Here is a 13,429-nt window from a genome sequence, read left to right as displayed (position 1 = left end):
GGCGTCTAGCGCCAAGGACCCAACGGCTTCCCGCCCACCATCATCATGGCAGACTTTCCAGACACAGGGACCCATACGCCGCAGCCGAGGTGGGGCGGCAGATGCCAATGACCAAGCTGCCTCAAACATCGCCCTGGGGGTTGGGTCCCGGCTCAAGGCCGGGACGACACTGTTTTTGTGGCGCCAGCGGTGGTTGGCCACGATCGTTCGTCATGGCCGGGCTTGTCCCGCCTGCGCGGCCGAAGCCGCTTCGGCGCGGCGAAAGCCCGGCCATCCACGTGGCCCAGCGTCCTCGGAACGACGTAGATGCCCGGGACAAGCCCGGGCATGACGAGCGACTAACAACGTGCTCGTAAGAGAGAAGCTCCGCGCCCCGCTCAGTTCGTCTTCGTCACCGGCGCCGTGGCCGGCGCCTGGGCCGGCTCGGCGGCGGCCTGCGGAGTGCGGCCGACGACGGCCGTGAGCAGGCCCTGGCTCCAGAGCTGCTTCGCCGCCTTCTTGGCGTCGTCCAGGGTGACGGCGTTGACGATCTCGCTGCGCTTCTCGATGTAGTCGATCGGCATCTTGTCGAGCTGATATTGCAGCATCGCCTGCGCCAGCTTGGAGGAGGTGTCGAGCGCCAGCATCTGCGAGCCGTTGATGTAGGACTTGGCCTCGTCGAGCTCCTGCTGGGTCGGGCCTTCCTCGGCCATGCGGCGGATCTCCTGCTCGACGGCCGCGATGGTCTCGCCGGCGCGGTCGAAGCGGGTGGCGGTGTTGCCGATGAACAGCGCCGAATGATCCATCCACAGCAGCGCGTCGTAGACGGAGTAGGCGAGGCCGCGCTTCTCGCGCACCTCCTTGTAGAGCCGCGACGACAGGCCGCCGCCGCCGAGGATGTGGTTGACCACATAGGCCGCCATGAAGTTCGGGTCGTGGCGGCGGATGCCGGGACCGCCGAAGGTGATCACGGTCTGCGGCACGTCGAGCGGCACGAGCGCGCGCTGCGGCGGCATGGTGGCGACGACGTCGGGCACCGGCGTCAAGGTGGCCTTGGCCGGCAGGCTGCCGAAGGTCTGATCGAGGAGCTTGCCGAGCGTGGCCGGGTCGACGTCGCCGACAACCGCGACCTTCAGCGTGTCCTTGGCGAGCACGCGGCCGACATAGGCCTTGAGATCGTCGACGGTGATCGTCGGCACGCTGTCCAGCGTGCCGTTGGCCGGACGGCCGTAGGGGTGGTTGGGGAAGGCAAGCTCGAGGAACTTGCGGCCCGCCAGCGAGCTCGGATTGGTGGTCTCGCGGCGCAGGCCGGAGATCACCTGCGAGCGGATGCGCTCGACGTCGGCGCTGTCGAAATGCGGCGAGGTCAGCGCGGTGCGCAGCAGCTCGAACGCCTCGTCCTTGTTGTCGCGCAGCATGCGCAGCGAGCCGCGGAATTGATCGCGCGAGATCTGGAAGCTCAGCTCGATGGCGCGGCGGTCGAGCCGCTCGTGGAAGGTCTTGGAGTCGAGATCGCCGGAGCCTTCGTCGAGCAGGTCGGCCACGAGATTGCCGACGCCGGGCTTGCCGGCGGGGTCCTGCGAGGCGCCGCCCTGGAACGCATATTCCATCGCGATCAGCGGCACGGTGGCGTCCTGCACGAACCAGGCCTCGATGCCGCCGGGCGACACCAGGTGCTGGATCTTGGTTGCCGCCTGGGCGGCAGGAACGATCGTGAGCGCGGCGGCGCCGACGGCGAGAACGCAGGCGAAGCGGCGGGCGAAGGTCATTGTGTTCATCACGACCGCTTCTCCTCGCGCTTGGCCGCATTGTCCTTGATCAGATAGCCGGTGACCGAGCGCTTCTTCTGCAGCCAGGTCTGCGCGGCGGCGCGCACCTGCTCGGCGGTGACGGCACGGATGCGGTCGGGCCAGCTTCGGATGTCCTCGATGCTGAGACCCGTGGTGAGGCCGCCGCCATACCAGCGTGCCATCGTCGCCTGGTTGTCCTGGGCGTAGATCGCCTCGGCGATGAGCTGCGTCTTGACGCGCTCGAGATCCTCGGCGCGCACCGGGTTCTGCGCGATCTCGGCGATGACGCTGTCGACGACAGCCTCGACCTGGGCGAAATCGACGCCCGGACGCGGCGCGACCGCGATCGAGAACTGGCTCGGATCGAGCGACGTGCCCTGATAGGACGCGTTGGCATTGACCGCGAGCGGCTTGTCGACGACGAGCGCACGGTAGAGATAGGAGTTGCTGCCGCTACCCATCAGTTGCGCCAGCACATCCAGCGCGGCCGACTGCCCGGGGGCGGCGGTGGTGGCCGAGGGCACCAGATAGAAGCGGCGCATCGAGGGCTGCTCGACATGCGGGTCGGCCAGCGTGACCGTGCGCGGCGCCACCGGCTCGGGCTCCTGCGGCCGCAACCGGCGCGCGGGGATGTCGGGTTGCGCGGGAATCTTGGCGAAGGTCTGCTCCACGAGCGGGCGCACTTCCTTGGCGTCGGTGTCGCCGGCGATCACCAGGATGGCATTGTTGGGCGCGTAGAAGCGGCGATAGAACGCCAGCGCATCCTCACGGCCGAGCTTCTCGATCTCCGGCCGCCAGCCGATCACCGGGCGGCCATAGGGGTGGTTGACGTACAGCGCCGCCATGATCTGCTCGTTGAGGCGGGCTTCCGGGGAGTTGGCGACGCGCATGTTGTACTCTTCGAGCACCACGTCGCGCTCGGGCAGCACGTTCTCGTCCTTCAGCACGAGGCCGGTCATGCGGTCGGCCTCGAACTCCATCATCTTCGGCAATTGATCGCGCGGCACGCGCTGGAAGTAGCCGGTGTAGTCGACCGAGGTGAAGGCGTTCTCATTGCCGCCGATCTTCAGCACCGTCTTGGAGAACTCGCCGGCGGGATGCTTCTCGGTGCCCTTGAACATCAGATGTTCGAGGAAGTGCGCCAGGCCCGACTTGCCGGGCGTCTCGTCGGCGGAGCCGACCTTGTACCAGATCATCTGCGTCACCACCGGCGTGCGGTGATCCTGGATCACGACGACCTGCAGGCCGTTGGGAAGGGTGAAGCTGGCGGGGGGCTCGGAGGCGAACGTCGTTTGCGCCGAAGCGCCGGCCGTGAACGCGATGAGGGAGACGAGCGCGGCGGCGACGGATTTGAACCGGTGCGAGGACATCATGATCCTTCTGAAGGCCCGCAGGGAGGGGCGATCGGGTTTGAGCGCAGCATGCTACATCGCGCCGGACGGCGCCCGACGTCACAAAACGGCGACATCGTGCCGCCGCGAGACATTAAATTTCGCTAACGCCAGCGAAGCCGGCATCTCCGGGCGAACGGCTGCCGCCGTCACCGTTCCTTGCCGGTCATGATGTCCAGCTGCTTGCCGCCGATCGGCTCCTGCTTGCCGGTGCCATAGGCATAGCTCGGCGACGGCGTCTGATAGCCGGGCGGCGGCTGGGTCAGGCTCTCGCGCTGCGGCTCGCTGGTGAACGGCTTGGTTTCGCTGTCGCTGCCCTTGAACATGCCGAACAGGCCGCCTTTGAAGCCGAGCTGCGACGGGCTCATCATCGGGTTGTTGGCCACGCCGGGCTGAATCGGTTCAGTCGGCTTGGCGGCGGCCGTCCGCCCCATCTTCATCTCGGCCGGGGTCAGCGGACGGGCCGCATTGACCGGATCCCTGTTTTCCTTCTTGCGCGCGGCGGCCGCGGCCCGGCGTTGCTGCTCGTCGGGGTCCTTCGGCCAGTTTGGCGCGGTCGCCTGCGCCGCGGCGGCGGGCGGCGGCAGATCGAGCTTGGGCGGCACCACCAGGGGCGACCGCTCGCGGTATTCGATGGAGGGCGTCTCCATGTTGGTGCCGCCGAGACCGCGCATCAGATTGTCGATGATCTTCTCTTCGAAGGTCTTGTCGTCTTCCTCGTCGTCCTGGGCACGGGCGGCGCCGGCGGCCATGACGAGGCCAATGCCGAGCGCAACGGCGGACAGCCGCAGGACGCGAATGGCCGCGTGGGTCATGATCCGGCCGCTGACTTCGGTCTTGCGCATGGCTTTCCCTGTCCTCGCTTGTCCAGTGCTCGTGCTCCGACGAACCGGCCGCGACCCACCGATTGCGATCCTCGATTCGACGGGGGGCCGTCCAGGCATCGCGCCGATCTCGAAAACGTGAAGATCATCAGGCTCTTGACCCAGGATCGGCACCGGCCGGTATCGACCCGGATCAGGGCGCTTTTGCGGCGGGGGCCCCGAAGAAGGAGTCATATAGCAGGCCCGCCACCCCGGCAACGATCGCCACGTCGGCCATGTTGAAGATGTACCAGTTGTAAACCGTGCCGCCGATCTGGATGTGGAACAACGCGAAATCGACCACCGCGCCATATGCCAGCCGGTCGATGCCGTTGCCGATGGCGCCGCCGATGATCAGGCCGAGTGCCGCCGTCGCCAGTTTGCTTTCCGCACGCGCCATCCAGATGGCGAGGGCGATCACCGCGACGGCCTTCACCGCCATCAGTCCATATTGCGCCAGCGTGCTCTCGCTCTGCAGCCAGCCGAAGCTGATGCCGATGTTCCAGGCGAGGTAGAGGTCGAAGAACGGGGTGATCTTGACGGTGCCGCGGTTGGGCAGGTCGAACACGTACAGCAGCCACAGCTTGGAGGCCTGGTCGATGACCAGGGTGGCGAAGCCGGCGATGAGGCCGAGGCGGAGGCGAGGGGTCATGGGGTGAGCGCGATCATGCCAAGCAACTCGCGGCAAATACCGCTGTCGTCCCGGCGAACGCCGGGACCCATACCGCGTGATGTGTGTTGGCGGAGAAAGCCTGGGTCATCGTCCTTCGTCAACATGAACGCCGGTGGTTATGGGTCCCGGCGTTCGCCGGGACGACAGTTGTGGGTGTCGCGCGATCACGCGTCACATACCGACCCCGAGCGCCTTCCACTCGCGCAGCGCTTGCGCGTCGCGCGGGGAAACGTCCGGGTACTCAGGGTCGTCGCCGACGCTCTCCAGGATCTTCCAGGAGCGGGCGCACTTCTTGCCCACGGCCTTCTCGACGACGACCGCCACGCCCGGCACCGCATCGAGCCGGAACGCATCGGCCGGGGCGTCACCTTCGCGGACCTCGTAGTTCGAGGTGATGCAGACCTCGGCGAGATCGGTGTCGAACAAGGTGCCGAGCAGCGCGCGGTCGGCGACGTAGATGACCGGCGAGGCTTCGAGCGAGGAGCCGATGGTCTTGGCGGCGCGGGCGAGCTCCAACGCGCCGGTGACGACGCGCCTGACGTTGCGGATCGTCTCCCACTTCGCGGCGAGCGCATCGTCGCGGTATTGGTCCATCGCCTCCGGGAACAGCGTCAGATGCACCGACGGCTCTGCGTCGGGCCTGTACATCCGCCAGGCCTCGTCGGTGGTGAAGGACAGCACCGGCGCCAGCCATTTCAGGACGGCATCGCAGATCAGGTCGATCGCGGTCAGCGCCGCCTTGCGCGCCACCGACGACGGCGGGTCGCAATACAGCGTGTCCTTGCGGATGTCGAAATAGAACGCCGACAGCTCCGTGTTCATGAACGCCGCCAGGCTTGCGATCACGGTCTTGTAGTCGAACGCGGCGTAGGCGCGGCTGATGACCTCGGCCTGCTGCGAGAGCTGATGCAGCATCAAGCGCTCCAGCTCCGGCATGTCGGCAAACGCCACGGCGTCGCTGCGCTTGTAGTGATGCAGGGTGCCGAGCATCCAGCGGATGCTGTTGCGCAGCTTGCGGTAGGTCTCGATGGTGTTCTTGAGGATCTCCGGGCCGATGCGCTGGTCGTCGGCATAGTCGGTGGCGCAGACCCAGAGGCGCAGGATGTCGGCGCCGGACTCCTTGATCACCTTCTGCGGCTCGACGGTGTTGCCGAGCGACTTCGACATCTTGCGGCCGTTCTCGTCGAGCGTGAAGCCGTGCGTCAGCACGACGTCGTAAGGCGCGCGGCCGCGGGTGCCGCAGCTCTCCAGGAGCGACGAGTGGAACCAGCCGCGGTGCTGGTCACTGCCTTCGAGATACATCACCGTGTCCTGGCCGCCATCGACCTTGCGCCTGATGCCAGCGAGGCCGGGGAAGTGCACGGGGTCTTCGAGCACGAAGGCGTGGGTCGAGCCGGAATCGAACCAGACGTCGCAGATGTCGTCGACCTTGTTCCAGTCCTCGTTGGCGCGGGACCCGAGGAAGCGCTCGCGTGCGCCGTCGGCGTACCAGGCGTCGGCGCCTTCCTTGGCGAAGGCCTCAGTGATGCGGGTGTTGACGGTCTCGTCCTGCAGGATCTCGGCGGAGCCGTCGCCGGTCTCGCGCACGAACACGGCGATCGGCACGCCCCAGGCGCGCTGGCGCGAGATCACCCAATCCGGACGGTTGGCGATCATGCCGGTGATGCGGTTCTGGCCGGCGGCCGGCACCCATTGCGTGACCGAGATCGCGCGCAGCGCGCGGGCACGCAGCGTATCCCCGGACTTCGCCTGACCTTGGTCCGCGATGTCCTTGTCCATCGCGATGAACCATTGCGGCGTGTTGCGAAAGATCACCGGCTTCTTGGAGCGCCAGGAATGCGGGTACTGGTGCTTGAGCCGGCCGCGCGCGAGCAGCATGCCGGCATCCGTCAGCGCCTTGATGACGGCCTCGTTGGCGTCGCCCTTCTCGCCCTTGTCGTTGATGACGCGTTTCCCCGTGAAGCCCGGCGCGTGGTCGGTCAGCGCGCCGTTCTCGTCGACGGTGTAGGGGATGGTGGTTGCGATGCCCCGGCCGTCGAGCTCGCGCGCATGCGCCATCCAGACGTCGAAGTCCTCGCGGCCGTGGCCGGGCGCGGTGTGCACGAAGCCGGTGCCGGTGTCGTCGGTGACGTGGTCGCCGGGCAGCAGCGGGACGACGAAATTATAGCCGCCGGCGAGACCTTTCAGCGGATGGGCGCATTCGACGGCGTCGAGCGTGTCGCCGGGGATGTCGCGCAGCTTGTTGTAGCTCGTGACGCGCGCCTGCTTGAACACGCTGTCGGCCAGCGCGTCGGCCAGGATCAGCTTGTCACCGGTCTTGGCCCAATTGTCTGCCGGCGCGTCCGTGACCTCATAGAGGCCGTAGGCGATCTTCGGCGAGAACGAGATGGCGCGGTTGCCGGGCAGGGTCCAGGGCGTGGTGGTCCAGATCACCACCGAGGCGCCCGCGAGCGCGCCATGCGCCGGCGACGTCACCGGAAACTTCACCCACACCGTGTCGGACTGATAGTCCTCGTACTCGACCTCGGCCTCGGCGAGCGCGGTCTTCTCGACCACGCTCCACATCACCGGCTTGGAGCCGCGATACAGCGTGCCGTTGGCGGCGAACTTCATCAGCTCGCGGGCGATCTGCGCCTCGGCCGGATAGGTCATGGTGGCGTAGGGATGGTCCCAGTCGCCGATCACGCCGAGACGCTTGAACTCCTCGCGCTGCACGTTGAGCCAGTGGTCGGCATAGGCGCGGCATTCCTTGCGGAACGCGACCATGGCGGCGGAGTCGCGGAAGTCGGGCTTGGTCTTGCCCTTCTTGCGGTAGTTCTCCTCCTCGATCTTCCACTCGATGGGCAGGCCGTGGCAGTCCCAGCCGGGCACGTAGTTGGAATCGTGGCCGAGCATCTGTTGGCTCTTGGTCACGACGTCCTTGAGGATCTTGTTCAGCGCGTGCCCGATGTGGATGTTGCCGTTGGCATAGGGCGGGCCGTCGTGCAGGACGAATTTCGGCCTGTTCTTGGCGGTGTCGCGCAGCTTGCCGTAGAGGTCGATGTCGCTCCAATATTTCAGGATCTCCGGCTCGCGCTGCGGCAGGCCGGCGCGCATCGGGAATTCCGTCTGCGGCAGGTAGAGGGTTTTGGAATAGTCCTTGGCGTCGGATTTTTGGGCGTCGGGCTTTTGCGGCTTTTCGGACATCGTGATCTGGCTGGCTGAGAGATGAGGCGCTGAGACGCGATTTCGATCGCGGGCGGCGGAACGAGCAGAGACATCCCGGTCTTGCGCCGAGCTCAAAGCTCAGGCGGAAGCCGGGCCGCTAATGCCGATGATGCGCCGTATCAACATGGGGCCTCCTCATAGCAGCCGGACTGCGGAATCGCAAAGCGATCCTGCGGCAGCAACGCTGCGGGATCGTCGTTCAGCGTCATTCCGGGGCGATGCGCTAGCATCGAACCCGGAATCTCGAGATTCCGGGTTCAGCCCTGGCGGGCTGCCCGGAATGACGTCACCGATGGAGCAGGAGGATCAGCCGATCTCGCCGAGCCGGGGGAAAAGGCCGGGATCGGCCGCCAGCAAAGCGCGGGCCCTGGCGCTGTCGTCGTCCATCTGCCGGATCAGGGCCTCGATTGAGCTGAATTTGGCCTCCTCGCGGATGAAGCCGATGAAGGCGACGTCCAGGACCTCGCCATAGAGGCTGTCCTTGAAGTCGAACAGGAAGGTCTCGAGCAGCGGCGCGCCGTTGTCGAAGGTCGGCCGGCGGCCGAAATTGGCGACGCCGTCGATCAGCACCCGCTCAGCGCTGCGGCCGCGGCCGACCCGGACGGCATAGATGCCGTGGCGCAGCCCGCAATCGCGATCGAGCCGCATGTTGGCGGTGGGGTAGCCGAGATCGCGGCCGCGCTTCTCGCCGTGGATGACCTCGGAGCTCACGAACCAGGGGCCGCCGAGCATCGCGGTCGCCTCGCTGACCTGGCCCTCCGCCAGCGCTTCGCGGATCGCGGTGGAGGACACCGGCCGCTCGTCGATGTCGACATGGGCCTGGATGTCGACCTCGATGCCGAGCTTGGGGGCCTCGTTGGCGAGCAGGCTGGGCGAGCCGACGCGGCCCTTGCCGAAATGAAAGTCGTAGCCGACCGCGATTCCGGCGATCCCGAGCCGCCCGATCAGGTCATGGTGAATGAAATCCTGCGCCGAGGTCTGGGCGCGGCCCTTGTCGAAGGCCATGACCACGGCGCCGGCAAGGCCGGTTCCGGCCAGGAGTCGCAGCTTGGCGGTCTCGTCGGTCAGGCGGAACTGCGGGGTATTGGGGCTGAAGAAGCGCCGCGGATGCGGCTCGAAGGTCAGCGCCAGCGCCGGGCGCCCCTTGGCCTTGCCCATCTCGATCGCCGCCTCGATCACGGCCCGGTGACCGAGATGGACGCCGTCGAAATTGCCCATCGCCACCACCGCGCCCTTGAGGATGTCCGACGGCGGGGTGGAATCGCGGATGATCTTGAAATCGGGCATGTGACGGAAATATCTCGCGGATTTCGGTGGGCTACCGGCGAACGGTGGTTGCCGTGACGGTGGGCGGCCGGCCCCGCGAAGTCAAGCCGAAGGGGTTCCTCCGCTCATGCAGCGCAGCAATAGCGACATGCAGCCGCAGCGCAGTTAACGCGCTGTTTAACGGCTGATGCTACTGCTGAAAGCGGATGGCGGGGTCGGTTACGACCCGTGCCGCATGAGCTTTTTTGTAACAGTCTGCGCGTTGTGTTCGCGTCTGGGGGAGTCAAGATGGCGGTTGATTTGACGATGCCGGTGCTCGTCGTCGACGATTACAGCACCATGATCCGTATCATCAGGAATCTTCTCAAGCAGATCGGTTTCGAGGACATCGACGATGCCAGCGACGGCTCGATGGCCCTCAACAAGATGCGCGCCAAGAAATACGGCCTCGTGATCTCCGACTGGAACATGGAGCCGATGACCGGCTACGACCTGCTCCGCGAGGTCCGCGCCGATCCGAACCTGGCGACCACGCCGTTCATCATGATCACGGCGGAATCCAAGACCGAGAACGTGATCGCGGCCAAGAAGGCCGGCGTGAACAACTACATCGTCAAGCCGTTCAATGCCGCGACCTTGAAGACCAAGATCGACGCGGTGTTCCCGGACATGGCAACGGCCTGACGCCCGCCTGATCCACTCCAACGAAAGACGCCCGGCACTCGGCCGGGCGTTTTGCGTTTCAGGATCCGTTCACCACTTCAATTCGCGCATCAGGGCGCGCGGCGGATGGCCGAACAGCTCCTTGATCGAGGCCGGGTCGAGCTGCTCGACGCCGGCGAACTCCTCGGAATGGATGCCGCGGGTCACGAACAGGCAGTCGATGCCGAAGCCGTGCGCGCCGGCGAGATCGGTTCGGACGGAATCGCCGATCGCCAGCACCTCCTCGCGCGCGACCGGCCGGCCGGCGTGCTGCTCGGCCAGCATCATGGCCCGCTCGTAGATTGGCCGGTGCGGCTTGCCGTAGAAGATCACCTCGCCGCCGAGCTCGCGGTAGAGCTCGGCGATGGCGCCGGCGCAGTAGATCAGCCGGTCGCCGCGCTCGACCACGATGTCCGGATTGGCGCAGATCAGCGGCAGCTTGCGCTCGCGGGCGCGCAGCAGCATCGGCCGGTAGTCCTCGGCGGTCTCGGTCTCGTCGTCGTAGAGGCCGGTGCAGATGATGTAGGACGCTTCTTCGAGCGGCGACAGCGCCAGGTCGAGACCGCGATGAATGGAATTGTCGCGCTCGGGGCCGAGCCAGAACACCTTGCCGCCGGGATGATCGGCCACGTAGTGGCGGGTCAGGTCGCCGGAGGAGACGATGGCGCTGTAGACCTCGTCGGCGACGCCGAGCTTGCGCAACTGGCGCTGGACCGAATCGGCCGGCCGGGGTGCGTTGGTGATCAGGATCACCGTACCGCCCTGGCGGCGAAAGTGGTGCAGCGCGTCGCAGGCGTCGGGAAAGGACTCGAGCCCGTTATGGACCACGCCCCAGATGTCGCTCAGCAGCACCTGCTTGCGGCCGACCAGATCGCGCAGCCGCTCTTCGAAGCGGAGAACGGTCATGGCAGCCGGCTGATCTCAGAGGGTCCCGGCGGCACGGCGGGCGAGGGCGGCATTGCCGCTGCGCGTCGGAGCATTGGTGTGTGACGCGTCGAGAGAGGTGGTGCCGGCGGCATTGGGGTCCTGAATCTTGATGTCCTGCCCGCCCGATGGGCCGGCGGCGGCCTCGCCGGTAGCAGATGCGCCCTCGGGTCGCAATGGGCGGGGCGGCGCGAACAGGAAGCCCTGGCCGAAGCGGACGTCGTAGTCGAGCAGGTCGACGACGCTGTTCTCACCTTCGATCCGCTCGGCGATCAGGTCGATGCCGAAGCGGCCCAGCAGATCGGAGAGATCGGTCGGGTGAATGTCGGAGGCCGAGCTTTGCTTCGGGTCGAGCAGCAGCGCGGCCGGGACCTTGATGAAGCGGACTCCGCGATCGGCGAGCTCGCGCGGCTCGAACCGGAGGTCGGTGACATGGTCGATCGAGAAGCGGTAGCCGCGCTGTGCCAGGGCCGCGAGATGCTCGGTCCCGGTCGGACCGAGGCTGCGAAGGGTCGACTGCTTGAATTCGAGCACGAAGGACGGCGCCAGGGCGCGATTCGCTTCGAGGAAATCGAGGCATTGCGAAAAGTTTGCAGGGCTGCTGAGCGTCGCCGAGGAGATGTTGCAGAAGATGCCGACGTCCTTGTTGCGAACCATCAGGCGGCGCAGCACCTGGACGCAGCGAAGCAGAACCATGTGGTCGATGCGCCCGACCAGGCCGGCGGCTTCCGCGATGCCGATGAAGTCCTCGGCCGCGACCACCTGGTCGCGCTCGTCGCGAAGCCTGGTCACCGCCTCGTAGAAGCGCACCTTGCGCTGTGGCAGCGTCACCAGCGGCTGCAGATAGATGTCGAGGCGGTTGTCCTCGATCGCGCCTTTGACGGCGGCGAGGATCTGCGGCTGGCTGCGCGGCACGGCCGTGACCGCCGGGGCCTGCGGTTTGGGCGGCAGGGGGGCGGCAGCCGGTGCCGCGCTGAACGTGCCGGAGGTCTCGGCCACCTTCTGCTCGACGCCGCGCGACGGCAGCGCGTTCATCTCGAGCGCGCCGCTGGAGGAAGCGGTCGCCGGGAGCGGGCGATCGGCGTCGCGAACCGTGCCGGCCCCAGCTCCCGGCGGTGTTGCCGGCGGGATGGCCGCGATCAGGTCCTCGTGCTGTGCCACGGTGACGGCGAGCTGCTTCATCAGTCCGCCGAGCTCGTTGATCTCGCCGATGACCCCTTGCAGGCGATCGGCGCTGACCGAGCTCGACGACACGATGCGTCCCTCCACCGCCGACAGGCGGCGGCCGAACTCGGCGACCTGACGCGCGAGGTCGGCGGTGCCGCGCGACAGATCGGCGATCTGGCTGCCGATGTCGGTGCGGTCGCGCAGTCGCATCGACACGGCATTGTAGAGAATCAGGAACGTCAGTGCGGCGAGCGCGACGATCGCGGATTCCGAGCCACTGATACCGGCCACCGAATACAGGATCAGGCCGAGCGAGGCCGCGACCAGAACCATACAAATGGCAACGAAAATCGTGGAGATACGGATCATGCTTGGCGACGCTCCCAACCGAACGCAACCTTAGCACTTCTGTTGATTCGCGAGGATAGTGGGCGGGATTCAAATACCGGGAGACGCCGATGATTTCTCGTCTGCGTGTCATTTACGCAAGTTCACGTGGGAAAGCGGAGTGCCATCGTAGTGTTGCCGATCCGTAGAACACCGGGGGAAGCGCTTCGCGGATTCCAGACATGTTTAGACATGCGTGCGGTGCCATGAGCTGATCAACGCGTGTTGCTTAGCAGCTCGATTGAGCCGGTGATTCTTCGATGTCCGTCGAACCGCGCCTGTCGCTGTCCGGGCAGGCTCACGTGCTGCGGTGACGTCGGCGCAGGGCGGCCACGCCGAGCAGCAGTGCCGCAACGGCGACACCGACGGGTACGTTGATCCGTCCGAGTGCGCCCGCAACTCCGCTCGCGTGATTCGTGGAGGTCGATGACGGTGCCAAGGGGATGGTGTCGGGATCGATCTCGTCCGCGTCGGGTTCCCGGGCCACGGGCGCTGCGATCGCCACGCGCAACCGGCTGGAGAGCGACGGATAGTGCGGCGAAGGGCTGCGGAGCTTGACTGCCGCGACGATCGCGCAGATCGCCGCCAGCGCGACCAGGATGCCGCCGACAACCGCGAACGCGGTGAACAGGCCGTAGGTCATTTCCACCCAGCGGAACAGCGCGGTCAATCCGACGATGCAGGCGGCGATCAGGAAGATGCCCGCGGTGGCGAACAGCCCGGCGGCGACGGCGTAGGACGTCACCGTTCCGGTGGCCTGCCGGGCGCGATCCCGAATGTAGGATTGGGTGGCGCGCTTGACGCGGTTGAGCCTCTGTTCGAGCCCCAATCGCAGCAGCTCTCCTGGCGGTGCAAGCATGCGCGTCCTCCGACAATCCGCTCGCCGCGCGCAAACCGCCGGCTCGCGACATGAACGTGGAGGATTTGCGAAGGTTCCCGGCAATCAGGCGTGCCGTTCTGCGGCAATCCTTGCAGGGCAAGCTATTTGCGATCGGGGATGCTCTCCCGCACGCCGGGTAGGAGCGGACTTCATAAGGTGATGGCGGCACATGACCGATGCGGAGCCAGAGCGAGACCGTA

The 13,429-nt window shown here is 66.6% G+C and carries 10 protein-coding genes; 1 reads left to right on the top strand and 9 read right to left on the bottom strand.

The genetic code is table 11. The features are described from left to right. Positions 1 to 377 precede the first annotated feature (377 nt). From ACQR03_RS19875 to ACQR03_RS19850, 6 genes are all read right to left on the bottom strand, one after another. The gene (locus ACQR03_RS19875) at positions 378 to 1,757 is read right to left on the bottom strand and encodes a M16 family metallopeptidase (protein WP_434841450.1); all 1,380 of its coding nucleotides are present in this window, start codon (positions 1,755 to 1,757) and stop codon (positions 378 to 380) included. Beyond that, the gene (locus tag ACQR03_RS19870) at positions 1,757 to 3,142 is read right to left on the bottom strand and encodes a M16 family metallopeptidase (RefSeq protein ID WP_316184164.1); all 1,386 of its coding nucleotides are present in this window, start codon (positions 3,140 to 3,142) and stop codon (positions 1,757 to 1,759) included. The genes ACQR03_RS19875 and ACQR03_RS19870 overlap by 1 nt, the downstream gene beginning before the upstream one ends. A 167-nt stretch (positions 3,143 to 3,309) precedes the next feature. Beyond that, the gene (locus tag ACQR03_RS19865; protein ID WP_315713662.1) at positions 3,310 to 3,975 is read right to left on the bottom strand and encodes a hypothetical protein; all 666 of its coding nucleotides are present in this window, start codon (positions 3,973 to 3,975) and stop codon (positions 3,310 to 3,312) included. Positions 3,976 to 4,177: 202 nt separating this feature from the next. Continuing rightward, entirely contained in the window at positions 4,178 to 4,675 is a 498-nt protein-coding gene (gene lspA / locus ACQR03_RS19860) for a signal peptidase II (RefSeq protein WP_316187667.1), read from the bottom strand. A gap of 192 nt (positions 4,676 to 4,867) precedes the next feature. After that, positions 4,868 to 7,882 (bottom strand): isoleucine--tRNA ligase, encoded by a 3,015-nt coding sequence (gene ileS / locus ACQR03_RS19855; protein WP_434841449.1) that lies wholly within the window; start codon positions 7,880 to 7,882, stop codon positions 4,868 to 4,870. A gap of 327 nt (positions 7,883 to 8,209) precedes the next feature. Then, a complete protein-coding gene (locus tag ACQR03_RS19850; protein ID WP_434841448.1) occupies positions 8,210 to 9,190 on the bottom strand; it encodes a bifunctional riboflavin kinase/FAD synthetase in 981 nt (326 codons plus the stop codon). A gap of 267 nt (positions 9,191 to 9,457) precedes the next feature. On the opposite strand from ACQR03_RS19850, the gene ACQR03_RS19845 reads away from it, so the two are divergent. Further along, positions 9,458 to 9,853 (top strand): response regulator, encoded by a 396-nt coding sequence (locus tag ACQR03_RS19845; protein WP_006613531.1) that lies wholly within the window; start codon positions 9,458 to 9,460, stop codon positions 9,851 to 9,853. A gap of 69 nt (positions 9,854 to 9,922) precedes the next feature. Here the strand turns inward: ACQR03_RS19845 and ACQR03_RS19840 are convergent, their stop codons facing one another. The 3 genes from ACQR03_RS19840 to ACQR03_RS19830 all read right to left on the bottom strand — a co-directional run bounded on the left by ACQR03_RS19840 (position 9,923) and on the right by ACQR03_RS19830 (position 13,208). Next, the gene (locus ACQR03_RS19840; protein ID WP_315713614.1) at positions 9,923 to 10,777 is read right to left on the bottom strand and encodes a TIGR01459 family HAD-type hydrolase; all 855 of its coding nucleotides are present in this window, start codon (positions 10,775 to 10,777) and stop codon (positions 9,923 to 9,925) included. Between the two features lie 15 nt (positions 10,778 to 10,792). Beyond that, complete coding sequence (locus ACQR03_RS19835; protein WP_315754467.1) at positions 10,793 to 12,331, bottom strand: EAL domain-containing protein; 1,539 nt, start codon at positions 12,329 to 12,331, stop codon at positions 10,793 to 10,795. 316 nt (positions 12,332 to 12,647) lie between these two features. Further along, the gene (locus ACQR03_RS19830; protein WP_316201699.1) at positions 12,648 to 13,208 is read right to left on the bottom strand and encodes a phage holin family protein; all 561 of its coding nucleotides are present in this window, start codon (positions 13,206 to 13,208) and stop codon (positions 12,648 to 12,650) included. Between the last annotated feature and the right edge of the window lie 221 nt (positions 13,209 to 13,429).

Source organism: Bradyrhizobium sp. HKCCYLS3070, from assembly GCF_051167575.1.
Lineage (GTDB): Bacteria > Pseudomonadota > Alphaproteobacteria > Rhizobiales > Xanthobacteraceae > Bradyrhizobium.
The sequence above is the reverse complement of the archived record's forward strand: the minus strand, read 5'-3'. Positions and strand labels throughout refer to the sequence as shown.